Origin of the sequence: Rhodococcus xishaensis (genome assembly GCF_004011825.1) — a bacterium.
In the GTDB taxonomy this organism is placed as follows: domain Bacteria; phylum Actinomycetota; class Actinomycetes; order Mycobacteriales; family Mycobacteriaceae; genus Prescottella; species Prescottella xishaensis.
Genome location: NZ_RKLO01000004.1, coordinates 381,313 through 401,698 on the forward strand (window position 1 = coordinate 381,313; position 20,386 = coordinate 401,698).

Annotated in this window: 23 protein-coding genes; 11 read left to right on the top strand and 12 right to left on the bottom strand. The window is 67.9% G+C overall.

The genetic code is table 11. The annotated features are described in order from the left end of the window. Positions 1 to 245 precede the first annotated feature (245 nt). A complete protein-coding gene (locus tag EGT50_RS11870) occupies positions 246 to 875 on the bottom strand; it encodes a superoxide dismutase (protein WP_127954757.1) in 630 nt (209 codons plus the stop codon). A 221-nt stretch (positions 876 to 1,096) separates the two neighbouring features. Here EGT50_RS11870 and EGT50_RS11875 point away from each other — a divergent pair, with 221 nt between their 5' ends. Together EGT50_RS11875 and msrA are read left to right on the top strand one after the other, a co-directional pair. Continuing rightward, complete coding sequence (locus tag EGT50_RS11875) at positions 1,097 to 2,266, top strand: acyltransferase family protein (RefSeq protein ID WP_127954759.1); 1,170 nt, start codon at positions 1,097 to 1,099, stop codon at positions 2,264 to 2,266. Positions 2,267 to 2,275: 9 nt separating this feature from the next. Continuing rightward, a complete protein-coding gene (msrA, locus tag EGT50_RS11880; RefSeq protein ID WP_127954761.1) occupies positions 2,276 to 2,950 on the top strand; it encodes a peptide-methionine (S)-S-oxide reductase MsrA in 675 nt (224 codons plus the stop codon). 5 nt (positions 2,951 to 2,955) lie between these two features. Here the strand turns inward: msrA and EGT50_RS11885 are convergent, their stop codons facing one another. After that, positions 2,956 to 3,885, bottom strand: a complete 930-nt coding sequence (locus tag EGT50_RS11885) for an LLM class F420-dependent oxidoreductase (RefSeq protein ID WP_127954763.1) — start codon at positions 3,883 to 3,885, stop codon at positions 2,956 to 2,958. A 398-nt stretch (positions 3,886 to 4,283) separates the two neighbouring features. Between EGT50_RS11885 and EGT50_RS11890 the strand changes: the two genes are divergently transcribed. Genes EGT50_RS11890 through EGT50_RS11905 form a run of 4 tightly spaced genes read left to right on the top strand, consistent with a single transcriptional unit; the run spans position 4,284 to position 7,282 of the window. Further along, on the top strand, positions 4,284 to 4,625 hold the full coding sequence (locus EGT50_RS11890) for a rhodanese-like domain-containing protein (RefSeq protein ID WP_127954934.1): 342 nt from the start codon (positions 4,284 to 4,286) through the stop codon (positions 4,623 to 4,625). After that, complete coding sequence (locus tag EGT50_RS11895) at positions 4,626 to 5,570, top strand: DUF4328 domain-containing protein (protein ID WP_127954765.1); 945 nt, start codon at positions 4,626 to 4,628, stop codon at positions 5,568 to 5,570. Further along, positions 5,567 to 6,334: a glycerophosphodiester phosphodiesterase family protein gene (locus EGT50_RS11900; RefSeq protein WP_127954767.1), complete on the top strand. Its 768-nt coding sequence runs from the start codon at positions 5,567 to 5,569 to the stop codon at positions 6,332 to 6,334. Before EGT50_RS11895 ends, EGT50_RS11900 begins: the two co-directional genes overlap by 4 nt. 33 nt (positions 6,335 to 6,367) lie before the next feature. Continuing rightward, positions 6,368 to 7,282, top strand: a complete 915-nt coding sequence (locus EGT50_RS11905; protein ID WP_127954769.1) for a DUF5926 family protein — start codon at positions 6,368 to 6,370, stop codon at positions 7,280 to 7,282. Between the two features lie 78 nt (positions 7,283 to 7,360). Here EGT50_RS11905 and EGT50_RS11910 read toward each other — a convergent pair whose 3' ends face one another. The 5 genes from EGT50_RS11910 to EGT50_RS11930 form a co-directional block, all read right to left on the bottom strand. Further along, positions 7,361 to 7,909: a ferritin gene (locus tag EGT50_RS11910; RefSeq protein WP_127954771.1), complete on the bottom strand. Its 549-nt coding sequence runs from the start codon at positions 7,907 to 7,909 to the stop codon at positions 7,361 to 7,363. Positions 7,910 to 8,081: 172 nt separating this feature from the next. After that, positions 8,082 to 8,621, bottom strand: coding sequence for a ferritin (locus tag EGT50_RS11915; protein WP_127954773.1), 540 nt, complete (start codon positions 8,619 to 8,621; stop codon positions 8,082 to 8,084). 52 nt (positions 8,622 to 8,673) lie between these two features. Further along, the gene (locus EGT50_RS11920) at positions 8,674 to 9,855 is read right to left on the bottom strand and encodes an LCP family protein (RefSeq protein WP_127954935.1); all 1,182 of its coding nucleotides are present in this window, start codon (positions 9,853 to 9,855) and stop codon (positions 8,674 to 8,676) included. A 247-nt stretch (positions 9,856 to 10,102) separates the two neighbouring features. After that, the gene (locus EGT50_RS11925; protein ID WP_127954776.1) at positions 10,103 to 10,918 is read right to left on the bottom strand and encodes a CPBP family intramembrane glutamic endopeptidase; all 816 of its coding nucleotides are present in this window, start codon (positions 10,916 to 10,918) and stop codon (positions 10,103 to 10,105) included. A gap of 26 nt (positions 10,919 to 10,944) precedes the next feature. After that, complete coding sequence (locus tag EGT50_RS11930) at positions 10,945 to 12,171, bottom strand: serine hydrolase domain-containing protein (RefSeq protein WP_127954778.1); 1,227 nt, start codon at positions 12,169 to 12,171, stop codon at positions 10,945 to 10,947. A gap of 296 nt (positions 12,172 to 12,467) precedes the next feature. On the opposite strand from EGT50_RS11930, the gene EGT50_RS11935 reads away from it, so the two are divergent. The 3 genes from EGT50_RS11935 (at position 12,468) to EGT50_RS11945 (ending at position 14,851) form a co-directional block, all read left to right on the top strand. Further along, positions 12,468 to 13,187 carry a hypothetical protein gene (locus EGT50_RS11935; protein WP_127954780.1) on the top strand — a complete coding sequence of 240 codons (720 nt, stop codon included), beginning with the start codon at positions 12,468 to 12,470 and terminating at the stop codon, positions 13,185 to 13,187. Positions 13,188 to 13,250: 63 nt separating this feature from the next. Beyond that, positions 13,251 to 14,165 carry a prephenate dehydratase gene (pheA, locus tag EGT50_RS11940; RefSeq protein WP_127954782.1) on the top strand — a complete coding sequence of 305 codons (915 nt, stop codon included), beginning with the start codon at positions 13,251 to 13,253 and terminating at the stop codon, positions 14,163 to 14,165. Continuing rightward, positions 14,162 to 14,851, top strand: a complete 690-nt coding sequence (locus EGT50_RS11945) for a histidine phosphatase family protein (RefSeq protein ID WP_127954784.1) — start codon at positions 14,162 to 14,164, stop codon at positions 14,849 to 14,851. Before pheA ends, EGT50_RS11945 begins: the two co-directional genes overlap by 4 nt. Before the next feature lie 37 nt (positions 14,852 to 14,888). Here the strand turns inward: EGT50_RS11945 and EGT50_RS11950 are convergent, their stop codons facing one another. From EGT50_RS11950 to EGT50_RS11970, 5 genes are all read right to left on the bottom strand, one after another. Beyond that, complete coding sequence (locus EGT50_RS11950) at positions 14,889 to 15,704, bottom strand: ESX secretion-associated protein EspG (RefSeq protein ID WP_127954786.1); 816 nt, start codon at positions 15,702 to 15,704, stop codon at positions 14,889 to 14,891. Further along, positions 15,701 to 16,885 (bottom strand): PPE domain-containing protein, encoded by a 1,185-nt coding sequence (locus tag EGT50_RS11955; protein ID WP_127954788.1) that lies wholly within the window; start codon positions 16,883 to 16,885, stop codon positions 15,701 to 15,703. Before EGT50_RS11955 ends, EGT50_RS11950 begins: the two co-directional genes overlap by 4 nt. A gap of 46 nt (positions 16,886 to 16,931) precedes the next feature. Continuing rightward, on the bottom strand, positions 16,932 to 17,240 hold the full coding sequence (locus EGT50_RS11960) for a PE domain-containing protein (RefSeq protein ID WP_127954790.1): 309 nt from the start codon (positions 17,238 to 17,240) through the stop codon (positions 16,932 to 16,934). Between the two features lie 140 nt (positions 17,241 to 17,380). Further along, the gene (locus EGT50_RS11965; protein ID WP_206615805.1) at positions 17,381 to 17,731 is read right to left on the bottom strand and encodes a metallopeptidase family protein; all 351 of its coding nucleotides are present in this window, start codon (positions 17,729 to 17,731) and stop codon (positions 17,381 to 17,383) included. Between the two features lies 1 nt (position 17,732). Continuing rightward, a complete protein-coding gene (locus tag EGT50_RS11970) occupies positions 17,733 to 18,818 on the bottom strand; it encodes a septum formation family protein (RefSeq protein WP_127954791.1) in 1,086 nt (361 codons plus the stop codon). Positions 18,819 to 18,877: 59 nt separating this feature from the next. Here EGT50_RS11970 and EGT50_RS11975 point away from each other — a divergent pair, with 59 nt between their 5' ends. Together EGT50_RS11975 and serS are read left to right on the top strand one after the other, a co-directional pair. Then, positions 18,878 to 19,096, top strand: a complete 219-nt coding sequence (locus EGT50_RS11975; RefSeq protein ID WP_235870716.1) for a hypothetical protein — start codon at positions 18,878 to 18,880, stop codon at positions 19,094 to 19,096. Positions 19,097 to 19,126: 30 nt separating this feature from the next. Then, positions 19,127 to 20,383: a serine--tRNA ligase gene (serS, locus tag EGT50_RS11980; RefSeq protein WP_127954795.1), complete on the top strand. Its 1,257-nt coding sequence runs from the start codon at positions 19,127 to 19,129 to the stop codon at positions 20,381 to 20,383. Positions 20,384 to 20,386 lie beyond the last annotated feature (3 nt).

Genomic DNA, 20,386 nt, shown 5'->3' on the forward strand with positions numbered 1-20,386 from the left:
CCAGCGCCCAACTGGTCGCATCAGCACCCGGAACTGGGCAAGATCCTGTGCGGGGTCCGGATCGCGCCACCGCAAACGTGGAAAACATACCGATTGGATGCTTGGTTGGTCGGGGTAGTGGGCGGTGAAACGCGCGGCGCCGCACCCGGGCGTGCCGGGCGCGGCGCCGAAAGCGTGCTCCGGGGGAGCAGTGCGAGCGTGCTCCGGGGGGAGCAGTGCGAGGGTGCTGCCGGGAGCAGTGCGAATCAGGCCGGGACGATGAGTCCAGCGGTCTGAGTGCGGGCCTTGGCGAAGCGGTCGGCGACATCGGCCCAGTTGACGATGTTCCAGAAGGCCTTGACGTAGTCGCCCTTGACGTTCTGGTAGTCGAGGTAGAAGGCGTGCTCCCACATGTCGAGCATGAGCAGGGGGGTCAGGCCGATGGGGATGTTGCCCTGCTGGTCGTAGAGCTGGACGATGACCAGGCGCTGGCCGATCGAGTCCCAGGCGAGGATGGACCAGCCGGAACCCTGGATCGCGTTGGCGTTGGCGGAGAAGTGGCTGCGGAAGGCGTCGAAGTTGCCGAAGAAGTTGTCGATCGCCGCGGCAAGCTCGCCCTCGGGCTTGTCGCCACCCTCGGGGGAAAGGTTGTTCCAGAACACCGAGTGGTTGGTGTGGCCACCGAGGTGGAAGGCGAGGTTCTTCTCGTGCAGGTTCACCACGGGGGCGACGGCGTCGGCCTCACGGAGCTCGGCGAGCTTCTCGAGGGCGGTGTTGGCGCCGGCGACGTAGGCAGCGTGGTGCTTGTCGTGGTGGAGCTCCATGATCTTGCCGGAGATGTGAGGCTCGAGGGCCGCATAGTCGTAGGGGAGATCGGGCAGCGTGTAAACAGACACGAGATTCCCTTCCTCAGGGGCGTGGCGCCCTGACGCGTGTTTGATGAGTCGAACCGGGGACAACCCCTTCTCATTGGTACACCCTGTGCAACTAACGCGCTGAGGTGGGAGCTGCCTCAGAAAAATGTTCGGGAACCCGCGATTCGGGCTTCGATCGTGGCTCTACTGCGCCCGGGACCTCTCATGGGTACGGGCCAGGAAGTGAACGCTAAGCTCTCCAAGTGCCGACCGAAACGCCTGCCGCAAGATCGCGGGCCGATCTGGCACCCCGTGTCGAGCTGTCCGGCGCTGATTTGCTCCGTGCGGTCGCGGTTCTCGCCGTCATCTACTCGCATATCTCCTTCTATCTGATCGACGACGTCGGTTCCGGTTGGTGGATGATCGACGCCGTCTACAAGGTGTTCGTCGAGGGACTGGGCCTCAATCAGCACCTGTCGTTCTTCGGCGTGGCGATCTTCATGACGCTCACCGGTGCGCTGATCACGCGGTCGGCGATTCGGAAGCATCCCGGCCGGTTCCTGCTCGACCGGGTAGCACGCCTGCTGCCGGCGTTCTGGGTCGCGATCGCGGCCGCGATCCTGCTGGTCCGGCTCGGCATCAATGGGATGTTCAGCGGACAACCTGGCATCTCGAACATCGAGGCCGCACTCAGCTTCGTGTTCGGCGGGTTCTTCCTCAAGCCACAGGTCGCCGTCCTTGGCGTGACGTGGACGCTAGTCGTCCAGATCCTCTTCTACCTGTTCTGCGTTGCCGCGCAACCGATCCTGCGTACCCGTCCGATCGTCGTTCCGCTCGTCGGCGCAGCGGTTTGCGCCTTGGTGCTCCTCTACAACCTGTACGTCCCGCAGCCCTATACGGTGCCGATGCTCTCGAAGGTGGCGGCAACCCTGCCGACGGTGTTCCTCGGTCAGCTCATCTACCTCGGCATCGCGCGCCTGGTCGACTGGCGCTGGCTGATCGTCGGTGTCATCGCGCAGATCGAGGTGGTGCGGCTGGCGACCGAGATCCGCGTCTACTGGGCGGGTGACCGCTACATGTGGACTATTGCGGTCGTGGCGCTGCTGGTGCTGGTGCTGGGCCACTACCGCGGCCGTCCCACCAGGTGGGCGGTGGTCCGGTGGACCGCAACGCGGAGCTACGCGATCTACCTCGTTCACACCCTGATCCTCTATCGGGTGTACGAGAACACCGTCGGACCCTTCGGCCCGACCGGTGCGGTGCTCGCGTTCCTCGTCGTCACCGCCGGCGTATCGGAGGTGCTCTACCGATGGGTCGAAGTGCCCGCCGCGCGATGGCTGAGCGCGCGCACCCGATGGATCGGCCAGCGACCTGCCAAGACGCCCGAACCGACGCCGAGCCGGACCCCGGCCGACACACCCGACCGCGCGTAGCATCGACGTATGTCTTGGCTCGATGACCTCTTCGACGGCGGTACCGCTCGCGCCAAGTCGGTGATTGTCACGCCGGATCAGGCGCTGCCGGGCCGCGAGGCGCCCATGCCGGTGCCCGCCGCGCACTACGTCAACGGCCATCCGCTGCAGCCGCCGTTCCCGGAGGGCATGCAGACCGCCGTAGTGGGCATGGGCTGCTTCTGGGGTGCGGAGAAGGAGTTCTGGCAGCTGGACGGGGTGTACTCGACCGCCGTCGGATACGCGGGTGGCTACACCCCCAACCCGACCTACGAAGAGGTCTGCTCGGGCCGCACGGGGCACACCGAGGCCGTCCTGGTGGTGTTCGACCCGAAGGTGATCTCGTACGAGGGCATCCTCAAGCAGTTCTGGGAGAACCACGATCCCACGCAGGGGATGCGTCAGGGCAACGATCGCGGCACCCAGTACCGCTCGGCGATCTACACCGAGTCCGACGAACAGGACCGGGTGGCACGGGCGACGGCGGGGGCCTACGGCAAGCGGCTCGCGGACGCCGGGTACGGCGCGGTCACCACCGAGATCGCACCCCTGACGACGTTCTACTACGCCGAGGACTACCACCAGCAGTACCTGGCGAAGAATCCCGGCGGCTATTGCCCGGTCCACGCGACGGGCGTGAGTTGCCCGGTGGGTCTGGGCGCCTGACTCGCTCAGCCGAGCTGAGGCAGGACTTCCGCTGCGACGAGTTCGAGATGCGCCAGGTCGGCCAGGTCGAGGGTCTGTAGGTAGATCCGCTGCGTTCCGACCTCGCTGTAGCGTCCGATCTTGTCGACCAGTTCGGCCGGCGTTCCCGCGAGCCCGTTGAAGCGCAACTCGTCGACCTCCCGCCCGATCCGCGAGGCCCGCTGCTTGATCTCGTCCTCGTTGCGCCCACAGCACAGGACGAACGTGTTCGAGTAAACGAGTGAGTCCGGGTCGCGGTCGACCGCTCGGCACGCTTCACGGACCCGGTCGAACGCCGCCGCAGTGCCCTCGAGTGACTGGAACGGCTGGTTGAACTCGTCGGCGTAGCGCGCCGCGAGCGCCGGGGTACGCCGCTTGCCCAGCCCGCCGATCACGATCGGCGGGCGCGGCGACTGCACTGGCTTCGTCAACGCCGGGGAATCGCTGATCGGGAAGTAGACGCCGTCGTAGTTGAACTTCTGGCCGACCGGCGTCTCCCACAGGCCCGTGATGACCGCGAGTGACTCCTCGAAGCGGTCGAACCGCTCACCAGTCGGTGGGAATGGGATGCCGTACGCGCGGTGCTCTTCCTCGAACCAGCCTGCGCCGATGCCAAGCTCGACCCGTCCACCACTCATGGCGTCGACCTGCGCCACCGAGATGGCGAGCGGCCCGGGGTACCGGAAAGTTGCCGCGGTCACCAAGGTGCCGAGCCGGATGGTGGAGGTGTCACGGGCGAGACCGGCGAGGGTGATCCACGCGTCGGTGGGGCCGGGCAGACCCTCGACGTTCATGGCCAGATAGTGGTCGGACCGGAAGAAGGCGTCGTACCCGAGTTGTTCGGCAGCCTTCGCCACCGCTAGAAGGTCGTCGTACGTGGCGCCCTGCTGTGGTTCGGTGAAGATTCTCAGATCCATGCCGTCCACTGTGCCGCATTCACTGTGTCGCATGCGCGGATGCGCGGCGCTTGGAAGGAATCTCGGGACGGCGGGCCGGCACCGGGGCACCGGACCTCTGCAAGTCACCTCCTCACAGCCTGTGGATTGCTGTGGATCGGGTGGTGCACAGTTGTCAACGGATCTTCCGCCACAGGCCGCTGACCTGTGAATGATCCCCACCAGGGTTGTGCAGAACTGGGGACAATTCTGTGGAAACTGTGGATAACTCGGCGGAATCAGTGGTTCAGGTCACATTTGAATGCTCATTTGGCTGACGCCGGGAGCGAAACGTGTCGGTCCGGTCACGAACGGCCCCGAGGTGATAACGCGAGACGCGCTACCCGAACGGGCGTTCGTGCCACAATCAAGGCGTGACGATGCCGCGCGTTCCCAGCGTCTCTGTGACGGACCTCCCGACGGAGCCGGGTCCGGGGAGCGTCCTGCTGGACGTGCGCGAAGTCGACGAATGGGAGCTGGGGCACGCCCCGGGTGCGCAGCACATCCCGATCATCGACGTACCGGCCCGCACGGACGAGATCGACATCGATGCCGAGGTGTTCGTGGTGTGTCGGCAAGGGGGACGCTCGATCGTCGCGGTCGAGTACCTCAACAGCATCGGCTTCGACGCCTACAACGTCGACGGCGGCATGGTCGCCTGGCAAAAGGCCGGACTGCCGCTGACCTCCGATGGCGATCCCGGGTCAGCGAAGATCTACTAGATGAGCGTCATTCAGGTTTGTGCTCACTGCGCGACCCGATGGCCGGTCGTCGAAGCACCGGCGCATTGGTGCGCGCGGTGCCAGGGAGTGCTGCTCTCGCCGTTCGACACCGACCGTCCCACGCCACCGTCCGGACGCAACTTCCGCTGGGTCGCCCGCAGCCCGTACCAGCAGAGCGCGGGTCGGCGCCCACCGGCGGCCCGCGAACTCGGACCGACTCCCCGCTACAGCCAGGTGCCGCGTTGGGGCCTCCTCGATCCCCCTCCGGAACGACCCGACGACCGCTTCACCCGCACCGAGTCCGCCGCGGACCTCGCACCGACCCTGCTCGCGTGCACCGCGATCGTGTTCGGTCTCGCTGCCGCGTCGGAGGCCTTCCGATACGCACTGCTCATGTTCAACCGGGTCCAGCTGGTCGACCCGCTCACCCTGGCATTGTCGGACTCGATGGTGTGGGCGACTCAAGTGTCGGCACCGCTCGTTGCGCTCGCTGCGGCGATCGCCTCGGTGTGCCGACTCGCCCTCACCCGCCGCCGGGTCCTCGCCGCCCGCGGGCTGGCGGACCCACGTTCTCCGCGTTCGCTCGCCGTCGGCGTGCTCGTCCCCGTCGTCAACCTCGTGATGCCCGGGGTGTTCCTCAGTGAGATCGCCCGCGGAGACCGACGGACACTGACCGCGATCCGCATCTGGTGGGTCGCGTGGGTCGCGAACGGCGTACTCGTCGCGATCGGCCTGCTCTGGCGAAACCGCGACACCTTGCAGGCGCAGGCGGACGGGGTGGTGCTGGCCGCGGTCACCGCGACCGTCGCCGCCGCGACTGCACTGCTCACGCTGCACATCGTGCGCCGATTCGACGACCGAGACCTGTTCGGTCGCCCGCACCGCAGCGCCCGGTGGGTCAACGTGCCCAGCAGCGCACAACCCGAGGAGGCGACAGTCCGATGAGCCCCGATCGGCGCGGACCTCTCGTAGTGGCCCATCGTGGTGCGTCGGCCGCGAAGGCCGAGCACACCCTCGCGGCGTACGAACTGGCGCTCGCGGAGGGAGCCGACGGTCTCGAGTGCGACGTTCGGCTCACCCGAGACGGCCACCTCGTGTGCGTCCACGACCGCCGCGTGGACCGCGTGTCCTCCGGCACCGGCGTCGTCAGCGAGATGACGCTCCGAACCCTGGGCGAACTCGATTACGGCACCGATGGAGAGCCGGCGGAGCTGCTGACGTTGTCCCAGCTCATCGAGCTCACCTTGGACTGGACGTCGCGCCGGACCAAGTTGTTCATCGAGACGAAGCACCCCGTCCGCTACGGCGGACTGGTCGAGAGCAAGGTGCTCGCCGAGCTGGCCCGCTACGGGTTGGGGGCCCCGGCCTCGGCCGATCACTCACGGGCCGTCGTGATGTCGTTCGCGGCGTCCGCTGTGTGGCGAATCCGCAGGTCGGCGCCGCTGCTGCCCACAGTGCTGCTCGGGGACGCCTCCCGCTACCTCGGCGGTGGGGCTGCCGCCACCACCGTCGGCGCGACCGCTGTCGGGCCGTCGATCAAGACGCTGCGCGAGCATCCGGAGATCGTCGACAAGGCGGCCGCGGCGGGACGCGCCACCTACTGCTGGACCGTCGATGAACCCGCCGACGTCAGCCTGTGCAAGGAACTCGGGGTGGGCTGGGTGGCGACGAACCATCCCGGACGCACCAAGAGACTGCTCGGCGGCTGAGATCGTGGGCCCGTCCGTGTAGGTTTTGGCCTCGTGGGTAAGAAGAGCAAGAGAAACAGTGGTCCAAAGCCCGGTAGCAACCGTGCTGCGAAGCTCGAGCAGCGGCGCCTCGCGCGTGAGGCCGATGTCGCTGCGCCGACCCGGCCATTCGCGGGCCTGGCCGCCGAGTGTGATCTCGTCGCTCTGCGCGAGTTCGTGCCGTCCGCCCTCGTCGAACTGCCCGTCCGCGACGCCGACAAGCCGGTGACCGCCGCCACGGTCCTGCCGGGCGCAGTCGCGGCACTGGTGCGTGACGAGGCTGGTGCCGCCGGACGGTATGTCGGCCTGCAGGTCCAGGCTTCTACGGCCGACCCCGGTGCCGACCTCGGCACTGCGGTGGTCTGGGCGCAGGCCGCGCAGCCGGGTACCTCGCTGACATTTGCGGACCCGCCGGCCGACGGCCCACGCCTGGCCGACGTCCTCGTCGCGGACGCGCGCCCGAAGATCAGCGTCCACCAGGACTTCGACTGGTGGATTCCGGAAGGTGTCGAGGCGGCTCCGGACATCGCCGCATCGGTCCAGCAAGCGAACATGGCGATCATGCCGTCGGCGCGGGTCGAGGCCGACGGCGTCGACGCCGCCTGGTGGGTCGACGCCGGTGAGCGGGCGCACCTGCGTTGGGTCCGCCCCGAGGACGAGGACGCTCTGATGCTCGCGCTCGCGCGCCTGCAGGCCGCCAGCGGGCTGCACCTCGGCGAGGGCTCGCGGTTCGCGGGATCCTTCCGGACCCACGGTCTGCTCGTCCCGGTCTTCGACCTCGACCGCGAAAAGCACCCGGACGAGTGGGCTGAGCCGATCGTGGAGTTGGGCCGACGCCTGGCCGAGGCGCTGGCCGTCGATGCGCCGCTGACGTCGGCGGAACTGCGGGCCCGCGACGGGCTGCGTGGGCGCCAGGTCACGCTGCGCTGAGCTGAACGGCCCACCGAACGGAGGGGCACCGTCACGCGCTGCGAGGCGCGTGACGGTGCCCTTCGGCTGAACCGGGGGTCAGATCTTTCCGCCGGCGACCTCGGGCGCACCCGACGCGTCGTCGACGCTGCTCATTTCGCGGGCCACGAAGTCCTCGAGATCGAACAGGTTGGAACCGGCGCGGTCGGCGATCGTCAGGAGGGTCGTCATGCGGGCGACTTCTTCGACCTGTTCCTTGAGGAACCATTGCATGAACTGTTCGCCTAGGTAGTCGCCGTCGTCGCGGGCGGTGCGGGCGAGTTGGACGACCTGCTCGGTGACGTCCTTCTCCTGGGCCAGCGCGAGCGCGATGGGCTCGCGGGCGCTCTCGAAGCGGCTCTTCGCCGGGTCGATCCCGCTGAGCTCGATCGAGATGTCTCGATCCAGGAAGTACTGGATGATCATCATCGCGTGGTTGCGTTCCTCGTTGGCCTGCTTGTAGAAGTGCTTGGCCAAACGGGGAAGGTCCGCGTTGTCGAAATACACCGCGGTCGCAAGGTACTGATGCGACGCGTTGAATTCGTTGCGAATCTGTTCGTGGAGAAGTGCATGGAATTTGGTCCGATGCGACTCGTCTGCAGCACTCATGCAATAAAGATATCGCTGGTCAGGGCCAACTGTCATCCAAGCGGAACCTAATTGAGGCTAGTGTTCCCTCATTTGGGGTCGACTAATTTAGCGTCGGCTAAATTAGGTTGGGCTTTCCAAAGTTATCGAGTGCCCGCAATTGTCAGCTGTCGACAATTGCGGCAAATCCGAATCAGGAGCCGGCGATCTTGGGTGCGGTGGAGTCGGACCTGACCGCCGAACTCATCTCGCGCGCCACGAAGTCCTCGATATCGAAGAGGTTGTCCCCAGCGCGATCGACGATCGTCAGCAATGTCGTCATGCTCGCGACCTCCTCGACCTGCTCCTTGAGGAACCATTGCATGAACTGTTCACCCAGGTAGTCGCCTATGTCGCGGGCGGTGCGGGCCAGGCGCGTGACCTCATCGGTGACGGCCTTTTCCTGCGTGACGGCCAATGCGACGGGCTCGCGAACCGACTTGAAATCCGTCTCGACGGAGTCGATTCCGGGCACCACGACAGGCAGGTCGTTGTCGAGTAGGTACTGGACCATCATCATCGCGTGGTCGCGTTCCTCGGCCGCCTGCCGATAGAAGCGGCCGGCGAGCTGCGGAAGATCTTGCGAATCGAAGTAGACCGCGACAGCGACATACTGCTGAGAGGCCGTGAATTCGTTGCGGATCTGTTCCTGCAACAGTCGGTGGAACTCGCTCGGGCGTGCCGCATCAGTCATGAACGAAACACTACGCCCGCGACGTGTCTGTCGCGCCGCTGAGTCACAACTATCAGGGTGTACTGGTCAGAAGGCTCTGCGGTATCTGACGGTCATTTGCGAGCGCATCGAAGAATTCGCTCGCTTTTCCCCGGTCCCACAGCAGGACGTCACCCCAACCGGCGACGAGGTCGAATCCGCCGACCGGGACGGTGGTGGTCACCACGTCACCGCGCATAGCCCACGCCAGCCCAGCGAGATTCCACAGATGGTCCCCGTCGCCGACCTGTAGCGAATCCGCCGTCTTCGCCACCGTCGGCCACAGTCGCAGCGGATTGATCAGCGTTGCGGGCGAGGTCACCTTCTCCAGCAGCGCGCTCATGAAGGCACGCTGATTGTCCATCCGGTCCAGATCCGCGAGGGCGGTCGCGCGACTCCGGACGAAACCGAGCGCGTCGCGTCCGTTCAGGTCCTGGCAGCCTTCCGGGAGGTTGACGCCGGCCATGGGATCGTCGATCGCGTACGGCACGCACACGTTCACGCCGCCGAGCGCGTCTACGACGCCGGCGAAACCGCCGAACCCGATTTCCGCGTAATGGTCGATACGTAGCCCGGTCGCCTCCTCGACGGTCTGCACGAGCAGTTGTTCGCCGTTGGGTTCGGAGAAGGCCGCATTGATCTTGCCTCGGCCGATGCCGGGGATGTTGACGTACGAGTCACGGGGGATCGACACCATCGTCGTGGCACCGCTCCGCGGGATGTGCACGAGCATGATCGTGTCGGTGCGCTGTCCGCCGATTTCCTCACCACCGGTCGTCAGCTCCGCCGCCTCTTCGGGGGTGAGTCCGGCGCGGCTGTCCGAGCCGACCAGCAGCCAGTTGGTGCCCGGGGTGTCGGCGATGCGGCCGGGATAGTCGGATAGGGCGTTCACGCGATTCAGCTTGGTGTCCAGGAAGAGCATGCCGCCGACGGACGCCACCAAGGCCACGATCAGCACGAGTGCGACCCGACGCGGCCAACGCCAGCGTCGGCGCGGACGTCGCTGGTTCGGCGGCTCGTTGGGGGTCGCCGGCGGCCGCGGGGGCCTCGGGTTGTTCGGCGGCGCCGGCGGGACGCGGCGGGGGTCGGCGTGCGGGCGCGGTGTCTGCGTCGGCGCGTACCCGTGAGGCGGTGGTCCGGACGGTGCCTGGGACCAGGCCTGTTGGGGTGCCGGATGCGGGGATGGTCGGCGCTGGCCGCCGTCGCGCCGGATCACCTGCGAGCCCTCGGGCCCCGGCACAGGCCGGGGCAGCCGCGGTGGCGGGGGCGCGCTACGCGGTGGCGGGGGAGCGCCACGCGGCGGCTGGGGAACGCCACGCGGTGGCTGGGGAGCGCCACGCGGCGGCGGGGGAGCGCTACGCGGCGGCTGGGGACGGCCGCGCCGGGGCGGGCCCGGCTGACGTCCGTCGGGGGTCTCGCCGTTCACGATCACCGAGAATACGCACGACCACCAACGGCCGAGATCAAGGCAACCACGACACGTGCCCGCGGAGCAGTGCGTATCCGACGAACGCGACGGCGTCGATCAGGGCGTGCGCGATCACGAGCGGCCACAGCTTGCCGGTCCGCTGCCAGTACCGGCCGAAGATCAACCCCATCAGCACATTGCCGAGACCGCCGCCGAGGCCCTGATAGAGGTGGTAGCTGCCGCGCAGCAGCGCCGACACGAGCAGCGACGAGTTCTCGCCCCAGCCCAGCCGGCGTAGCCGCGAAATCAGGTACGCAACCACCAGTACTTCCTCGGCGGCCGAGTTCGCGATCGCCCACAACACCAGGACGGGCAGCCGCCACCAGTGGTCGTCGATGGTGCTCGGCATGACCGTCAGGTTCATGTCCAGCGCGACCGCGGCCAGGTAGAACGCCAGCCCGGGAACGCCGATGAGGGCCGCGAGCCCGACACCGGGTACAGCCGCGTCCCGGAACCGCATCCGCCCGAGGCCGATCCGCCGTGGGCCCATGCCGCTGCGCCACAGCAGGTACAGGCCCAGTGCCGCCCACGCGGCGAGCTTGACGATCCCGAGCAGTTGTCGGGCGAGGTCGATGTACGAGTGTGTCGACCGGGACGGGTTGAGCGCGACCGCTTGCTCGGACAGCCCGCCCGGCTGGAGTGCGGATTCGAGCAGCGACAGCGCGCTGTAGACGCCTGAAAGCCCGAAGGTCACGATCAGGACGATCGTGACCTCGAACCACAGGGCGCGCCGCTCACGGGCGTCGAGCGGCGGTGAGGGTGGCGGCGGCGCGGGCCGCAGCCACGAGTCGACGGTCGAACGGGTGATCACCCAGCCGACGCTAGACGCAAACGCTGCTACATGTGATGAGCGATGGACTCCGCCTTCGCGCCGAGACTGGGCAGCCGCAGGTCGGCGAACGGGGTCAGCGCGTTACCGAGGCGATTGGTGACGAATGCCAACGACAGTCCGGTCTCCGGGTCGGCGAACGCGCCGGACCCGCCCATCCCGTAGTGCCCGAACGCGCCCGAGTGCTGGGTACGGGCCGCGACGAGGGCCGCGTGATAACCGAGGCGCCAGTTCATCCGGATACCGAGCACGTAGTCACGGGCGCGGGTCTGCACCTCGCCCAACTGCTCGAGCGTTTCGGGTTCGAGGAACTGGATCCCGTCGACGACGCCGTCGTTCGCGAACGCCGCGTACATGCGGGCCAGTGCGCGGGCGCTGAACACGCCGTTCCAGCCCGGCATCACGTAGTCGTGAATCGTCGGGTCGCGCACCAGCATGTCGAAGCCTTCGGGCATGCCCGCGTCTGCGATGTCCCTCAGGTGCGGCACCAGCGACAGCGTCAGCGACGTCACCCCCCACGGCACCCCGAAGGGGTTGATGTGCGGGAACACCTTCGCGATACGGCTCTTCTCCGATTCGGGAACCTGGAACCAGAACTCGGGGATCCCGAGTGGCTCGGCGACCTCGGTGCGGACGAGTTCCGTGAACGACTTACCCGACGCCCGTTCGGTCAGTTCAGCGATGAGCGTTCCGTACGTGACAGCGTGGTAGCCAGGCATCTTCGTGCGGCGCGGATCCGGCACCGCCGCCGCGAGTGCTGCGGTGACCCGGTCGTGGTCGAGCAGCGCGAGGCGACCGGAAACCAGGCCACGGATGCGGTGCAATCCGGCGCGGTGGCTGAGCAACTCGCGGACGGTGATCGATTCCTTGCCGGCCTCGCCGAACTCGGGCCAGTACTCAGCGACAGGCGTGTCGTAGTCGATCAAGCCGCGCTGCGCGAGGCGGTGCAGAACCGTGCTCGCGACGCCCTTTCCGGTCGAGAACGACAACGTCACTGTGTCGGAGTCCCACTTGCGGATCGGGGACGCCCACCCGGCCCAGACGTCGAGGACCGGCTCTCCATGCAAGTAGACGGCCAGGGCGCCACCGCCGTCGCGGGTGCGACGGAACATGTGGAAGAACTGTGTGGCGAGCGCCTCGAAGTGCGGGTTGACGAGCATCGTCGTCGGCGGTTGATAGTTCGCCTTGCGACGTGGGGTCCCGCTCGAGGCACGACGAGGCATTGCGGCAGTCATGTCGAGCGAACTTCCGGTATCCGTGCGAGACCGCCCATTGCGGTCTCGGTCTCATCATTAAAACGCTCCAGTCCCGGCACTGATTCCGGGTCGGAGAGAAACCCGAAGTCCAGGCGGTCGGCGTAGCGGCAAGACATAAACCCCATGGCCCACCACCTTTCTCAATTTCTCTGTACACCCGTGACGGGGTCGTGGCAGGAAGTTCGTCGCCCGTGGCCGGGATGTGACCGATCCGGAAGACGATCGTGGTCAGGACCGGGGGAATCGAACCCCCCGGTCCGGGATAACGTGGCGGGGTGTCGATTCCTGTTTCACTGTCGATGCCGACCCTTCCCGCGGCCGGCGATCGGGCGGCGCAGCCGCTCGTCGCGGGACTGCTCCTCGAGCGACGCGAATCCGCCCTTCCCGCCGCCGCCGGTGACACCGTGGTGGCCGGACCGCAGATCGTCGCCGCGTCGGTCCTCGAGGCTGCCGCCGGAACCGACGCTGATGCCGGCAGGGTCGTGGTGGAACTCGACATCGATCCGGACAACCTCGACCGCACTGCCGAGCACCGCGTGCTGCGCTACCACGTGGACTGCACCACCACGCAGGTCGAGGACGCCGTCGGACTGCGCCTGCCCGCGCCCGTCACCGTCTTCGTCACACCGGAAGAACCGGACACCGGCACCCTCGCCGAGGCGGCGCAGGTCCTGGCGGACGCCGGCTACAGCCCCGGCCTGATCGCCGGTCAGCCCGTCGACGCGGTCGCCGACTTCCTCGCCGTCCTCGCGCACACGTCCGTCGGTTTCGTCGGACGTGCCCGAGACGGCTCCGAGGTGCTGTCGCTGCTGGCCGGTACGGTCGCGGCGCTGTCCGGCGACGACGTCCGAGCGGCGCTGACCAGCCCCGACGCGGCGGCGCTCGCGGCACTGGCCCCGGAGGCCGCCGAAGCGGTGCGGGGCGTGCTGCTCGGAGTCGAGGTCGAAGACCTGGCGGACGTCGAGCGAATGCTCTCCGACGCCGGCCTGCAGTAGCGGGCCCTGCACCGGAACCGGAAACGCCGAGGGCGCCGCACATGATTGCGTAACCTCGTAGGCGTGCCTCGTATCGCCTACTTCGGACCCACGGGAACCTTCACAGAGATGGCCCTCGCCCAGCTCGAGGCGGCGGGCGCGTTCGACGGCGACGTCGAGCGGGTGGCCGCGTCGAGCCAGTCGGCCGCGCTTGAACTGGTCCGCAGCGGAGACGTCGCCGGCGCGGTGGTGCCGATCGAGAGCTCGGTCGAGGGGTCGATCCGGCCGACCATGGACGCCCTCGCCCTCGGCGACCGGTTGCAGATCATGGCCGAGACCGAGCTCGAGGTCTCGTTCACGATCGTCGGCCGCCCCGGTACCACGCTCGACGACGTCCGTACCGTCCGCGCCTACCCAGTGGCGACCGCGCAGGTGCAGGGCTGGCTCGACAGGCACCTGCCGAACGTTCGCGTCGAGCCGGCGTCGTCGAATGCTGGTGCGGCAGAAGATGTTGCGGCCGGTGTCGCGGACGCCGGTGTGTCAACGGCGCTGGCCGGGGAACGGCTCGGGCTCGCCGCATTGGCATCAGGGGTGGCCGACTACGAGGGTGCCCGCACCCGCTTCGTGCTGGTGACCAAGCCTGGGCCTGCGCCGGCGCGCACCGGTAACGACCGCACCAGTGTCGTGCTCCACCTCGACAACGTCCCCGGATCGCTGGTCCGGGCCATGACGGAGTTCGCGACGCGCGGCATCGACCTCTCCCGTATCGAATCCCGTCCCACGCGTAAGGAATTCGGCACCTACCTGTTCCACCTGGACTGTGTCGGGCACATCGACGACGGTCTGGTTGCGGAGGCGCTCAAGGCACTGCACCGCTTCAGCGATGTGCGCTTCCTCGGGTCGTGGCCATCGGCGGTCCCCGGTGGCGGCGCCCCGATGTCCGACGCCGACGCCGTCACGTGGCTCGAGCGACTGCGCAGTGGGGAGGAGGACGCGTGAGCGGCAGGCTGATCCTGGTTCGGCACGGACAGACCGAGGCGAACGTCGAGCGACGCCTCGACACCCGACTGCCCGGTGCCCGGCTCACGGAACTCGGGAGGACCCAAGCGAAGAGGCTCGGCGACCGGTACGCGGAGCTCCCGCCATCGGCGCTGGTGTCGTCGGCGGCGTTACGCGCACGGGAGACGGCCGGGTTCGTCGAGACGGCGGCGGGCATCACGTTGCAGGTTCGGGATGGGCTGCACGAGGCCCAGGCTGGTGAACTCGAGGACCGCTCCGACGTCGATTCGCACCGGATGTTCGCGAAGGTGTTCCACACGTGGCACGAAGGCGACCTGTCGGCGCGGATCCCGGGCGGCGAATCCGGTCACGACATCATCGAACGGTATGTGCCGGTCGTGGATTCGCTGCGCGCCGAGTATCTCGACGGCAGCGAAGGCGGAGACGTCGTGGTGGTCAGCCACGGCGCCGCGATCCGGTTGGTGGCCGCCCACCTGGCCGGTGTGCCCGGGGCGTTCGCGGCCGATCGGCACCTGGAGAACACCTCCACGGTGGAGCTTGCCCCGACTTCCGGGGGTTGGCACTGCATACGGTGGGGCACTTACGATCCGCCGTTCGTGGCGCCCGCGCGGCGACCGTGGTTCGAGGAGACGGCAACCGAGGCCGCTGACGACCCGATGGGCTGACCACCCGATGGGCTGACGGCCCGGCCTGATCGACGACTCAGCCGAGTTGAGCGAGCAGAGCCTCGATCGCCTGCTGTAGCCGACCGGGTGTCCCCGGCCCGAGCGATGTCCACTTGACGCCGTCGGTGGCGACGCTGGTGGTGCCCACGATGCGCCCGGCCGAGGTGTCGAACACGGTCACCGGTCCGTGCATCACCGGCGGGCTGCCTTCCACATGCGCGAATCCGACGATCTCAGTGAACTCCGGGCAGTCGGCGAACGCGGGACCGAGGACCGCGGCCTCCTCGGCGCGGACCCCCACCGCGGTCAGCGGGCGTGCCGCCCCCTGCGGGGCGGTGATCTGATCGAGCGCTGAAGTGAGATCCGCGGTGGGGCAATTCACCGCGCCGAACAGCAGTGGCTCGACGCTGCCCAGCGCCTGCCCGAGCGGTTCTGAAAGTGCGCCTTCGACCCTTTGGATCGTGAACGTGTCGCCGCTGCGGAGCGCCAGCACGCCGGCGTCGGCGCTGTCTTCGTCGCGGGCCAGACACGCCCGGTGGATTGTCCCGCCGCCATGCCGTCGCACGGCGATCTCTGCACGCGGGCGAGCGAGTGTGCGCAACTGTCCGGCAAGGTCCGGGTGCACTTTGAACCCCCCGCCGACTCCCTCGATCAGCGCGGCCGACTCCAGCGTGCCGTAGGCATCGCGGAACACCGCATCCCGCCCGGAGAGAGCATCGAAGCGCGGTCCCGTGTCGAGCACGACCGGCAGGACATCGATATCGAGCAGATGGGCGAGCAGGTCGATCTCGTCGACGTGCAGCGTTGTCGGCGGCAGCGTCGCGTCGATCGGTTCGAGCCCGAGGTCGATCACCGCCCGTCCTCGGGAAGTTCGGCGCCGATGACCGACGGGATGACAGTGCGCCCGTCGGAGAAGTGCTCGAAGCTCCGCAGGTAGCCGGGCGCCGAGCGGTCGTCCTCGGCGAGGTCGACGGCACCTCGATGCGCGCCGGCCGGTGCTCCAGCCACCGGGGTGGTGTTGCGGGCGGTGCCAGACGCGTCGGCACGCAACGCATCCGCACCGCCGGTGCTGCCACCGGGCCGGGCGGCACCGTCGAGTCGCCCGGCCTGAGACCAGCCGTCGGGTAGCGCGACGCGGGCTCGGTCGGGGGCGCCCGCCGCCCGCGGGACGGCGGAGCCGCCATCCCCGCCGGCGGTGGCTGAGGCGCCCCTGACGGTGCCCGAGGACGGGGCAGAGGTGTTCCCCATGAGTGTCGGTGTCCCGGCTCTATTCGCCCCGAGACCGGCGCCGCCGATGTCGGAGGCCGCTGACGTGGCGGTGGAGACGAGGCCGGTGGCTGCCCCGACCTGCGTCGTCGCGTTCGCCACGGCGGGATTCTGCGCGAACGAGGTGGCCGCGGCCGCGACCGTGTCGACCGGGCCGCCGCGAAAGTCGTTCTCGAGCGTGCGCTGGCCCACCTCACCAGCGTCGCCGGCCTCGAGTCCCACCGTCGAACCGTTGGTGAGCGGTGGTGGGGGCGCGAATGACTCGGGTGTTGCAACCATGCTCGATGCCGCCTCGTACGCCTCCATCACCAGCCCGGCCCGGATGTCCATCGCCCGGTCTGCGGCTTCGGCGGCGGCTGCGGACCCGTTGAGTGCGCCACCGGTGGTATAGGCGGCGGTCTTGGCGGTCTTGACCGCGGTGATCTCGGGCAGGCTCGGCATCGCCATGGCAGCGGTCGTGTACGCGGCGGCTTCGGCGGAAGCCTTGGCGGCCGTCTGGGCGGCAAGCGTCGCGGACTGCTGGGCCCACGCATTGAACGGGGCGAGCCTGGCCAGAGCGGCGTCGGCGGCCACGCCAGTCCATCCGGTACGCAGTTCCTGCATTACGCGGGTCAGGGTCGCACCCGCGTCGACGAAGCTCTCGGCGATCGAGGTCCAGGCGGGACTCGCCCCGCTGAGCGGCACCGGCCCGGCGCCCGCGCTCAGCGCGGTCGAGTTGACCGTTGCACCGCGAGGTATCCAGACGACGCCGGTGACACCGATGGCCATTATGCGTTTCTCCTCTGGTCGGCTGAGTGGTACGGGCGGGTCGAGGTCACATGCCCGCCGCGAGCGTGGCGCCGAGGGCGTGGTCCTCGTTCGAATATGCGGCGGCCTGGGCGCGGAGCATCGCCGCGGCGGCGGTCAGTTCCTCGATGCCGCGCGTCGCAGCTGGTCCGAAACTGCTAGCAAGCCGGTTGAAGTAGCTTGCTGCCAGAACCGACACCTCCTCGGACCCCGACGGTGCGACGTTCAGGGCCGGGCTGGCGGCGGCCATCGTCGTCTGGAGGCGAATCGCCAGTGCGTCGAGTTCCGCGGCGGCCGCGAGAAGGACGTCAGGGTCGACGAACACGTGATCCGACATGGCGGAGGCTCCTCGTGTAGGGGTCGGGAGGCGAGGACACGAACCTGGGAACCAGCTTCGCGGAACGGTTCCTCGATTGCTTGGACGCAGCGGGAGGCCGGTCGGTTCCACACAAACCGGGCATAGTCTCGCCGGGGTGGTCAACCCCAGCCGAGCTCGTGCAGACGGTCCTCTTCTATACCGAAGTAGTGGGCCACCTCGTGGATCACCGTGACCATCACCTCGTGCACAACCTCTTCTTCGGTGTGGCACACGTCGAGGATGGCGTCGCGATAGATCGTGATGGTGTCGGGCAGCGACCCGCCGTAGTGGCTGTCCCGCTCGGTCAAGGCGATGCCTTGGTACAGCCCCAGCAGTGTGGGTTCCTCGTCGTTGCGTGGTTCGACGAGCACCACGACGTTGTCGATCGCTTCCGCGAGCTGTGACGGTATGAGGTCGAGCGCCTCCGAGACCAGTTCCTCGAATCGGGCGTCCGTCATGGTCACCGTCACGTCACGCTCCTGGGATCGACAACAATGGTTCGGCACCGGGCAGCGGAGTCGGCAGCGCCCGCGACCCGATCGGCGGTGGCGGTACCGGCGCCTGACCGTCGATCAGGATGTCGCCCTTCGCGCTGCCCACGATCGTCGCGAACCCGTTGCCGTCTATCTCCTTGCCGATCGAACAATTGATCTTACGGCTCCCGACGAGCCAGCTGTCGAGGTCCAGGTTGTCCCAGAACAACGTGAGAGTCTTGTCGCGCAGGGCTTCGGGGGATCCGAGATAGTCCGTGCTGGCGTCGGTACAGGCCTTTTCGAGGAGCTCGTCCTGGTCCTCGACCGATGGCATACCGCCCGGGAATTGGCTGGCCATATCGACCACACCCACTACCTCGAACGCATGAGGTTGCGTGCAGTCGACCGGATCGGACGGCACGCCCTGGCTGAGGCCGATGCAAGTGTCCACGTCCCATACCTTCGACTGATCCTGCTCCGCAACCTCACCCTTGATGGGTAGCGACGTGCCAGTGACACCGGAGAACTGCAGCCCGCAGCGGATGGTCCGCTCGCCGGCAGCCCAGCCGGCCTCGCCCGGATTGATAAGGCCGACGCTGAACTTGCCCTTGGGGTCGAAGCGGCCGTTCAGATAGTTGTTGACCGCCGGTGCGCAGTAGTCGTCGCGCAACTCGGAGAAGCGCAGCACGCCCGGGAACCGGGAGCCGGGCCCGAACTCGACGCCGGGGTACGCGCTCAGGTCTATGTCGCGGGCCACCTCGAACTGGTGCGTCTGTACGCAGTCGACCTTCTCGAGATCGCTGGCGTCGGGTTCACTCCACGCGAGGCAGTCACCGGCGCCGGCCGATCCGAATGCCTCGCCTGCGACCGCGGCGGTGGCCTGTGGACCGACCTTCGCGGAGGGTGTGGCCAGGTTCTGGCCGCGGTCGAAGCCGCCCGACAGGAAGATCGTGGCACCCGCGGCCAGCAGAGCACCGATCGCAACCAGCGCGAGGGCACGTCTGGCGACCGGCGCAGGCAGGTGTCGGCGCCGCTTCGGCTGCTCGGCCGACTGAGATGTCGGCTCGGTCTCATCCTGGGACATCTCGTCCATGATGCCTGCAACCGACTCGGATGCCGAGGCCTGCGCCCAGGTTCTCCCGCGTGAGTGAGAAACATCGCCCCTCTACGGATGCCGACGTGCAGGAATTGGCCGGTCGATTGTTCGATGTGGCCGACGCCACAAGTGGCGACGTTGAGGGTGTGGACGCCCTGGTCGGTGCCGGCGCCGACGCGCTGGCGGGTCATCCGCCGGCGCTCGATGCTGCCCGTATGTTCGAACGCGAGGACTATCCGCGGGTACTGGGGAAGCACCCGGAGTGAGCGGAGCTCAACCAAGTAGGGTCTAGGGTCGTGATTGACCTCAAGTTCCTTCGCGAGAACCCAGACGTTGTCCGCGCCTCGCAACGTACACGCGGCGAAGACCCTGGTCTGGTCGATGCGCTGCTCGAGGCAGACGCATCGCGTCGCGCGGCCGTCCTGGCGGGTGACACTCTGCGCGCCGAGCAGAAGGCGTTCGGGAAAAAGGTGGGGCAGGCGTCCCCGGACGAACGGCCCGCGCTGCTCGAAGGGTCGAAGGAACTGGCCCAGAGGGTCAAGGAAGCCGAGGCCGCCGAGGCCGGCGCGCAGGCCGCACTCGAGGAGGCTCACCGGGCGATCTCGAACGTCGTGCAGGACGGCGCCCCGGCGGGCGGCGAGGACGACTTCGTCACTCTCGAGACCGTTGGTGAGATCCCGGCCTTCGACTTCGAGCCCAAGGACCACCTCGAGCTCGGTGAGTCACTTGGGTTGATCGACATGGAGCGCGGCGCGAAGGTGTCGGGGTCGCGGTTCTATTTCCTCACCGGCTTCGGCGCGATGCTCCAACTGGGCATGCTGCAGTTGGCGGCACAGAAGGCGATGGCCAACGGATTCACGATGATGATCCCGCCGGTGCTGGTGCGCCCCGAGGTCATGCAGGGCACCGGTTTCCTCGGTCAACACTCGGACGAGATCTACCACCTGGCCGACGACGACCTCTACCTCGTCGGCACCTCGGAGGTGCCTCTGGCCGGCTACCACGCGGGCGAGATCCTGGATCTCTCCGACGGCGCCAAGCGGTACGCGGGCTGGTCGTCGTGCTTCCGCCGCGAGGCCGGCAGCTACGGCAAGGACACCCGCGGCATCATCCGAGTCCACCAGTTCGACAAGGTGGAGATGTTTACGTTCTGCAAGCCCGAAGAGGCAGACCAGGAACACCGCCGACTCCTCTCCTGGGAGCGGGACATGCTCGCCGCGATCGAGGTCCCGTACCGGGTGATCGACGTCGCGGGGGGCGACCTGGGCACGTCGGCGGCCCGCAAGTTCGACTGCGAGGCTTGGATTCCCACGCAGAAGGCGTACCGCGAGCTGACATCGACGTCGAACTGCACCACTTTCCAGGCGCGGCGGCTGAGCATCCGCTACCGCGACGAGAACGGCAAGACGCAGATCGCGGCGACTCTCAACGGCACGCTCGCCACGACGCGGTGGCTCGTCGCGATCCTCGAAAACCACCAGCAGGAAGACGGTTCGGTCAAGGTCCCCACCGCCTTGGTGCCGTTCGTCGGGCGTGAGGTGCTCACGCCGTAGGTC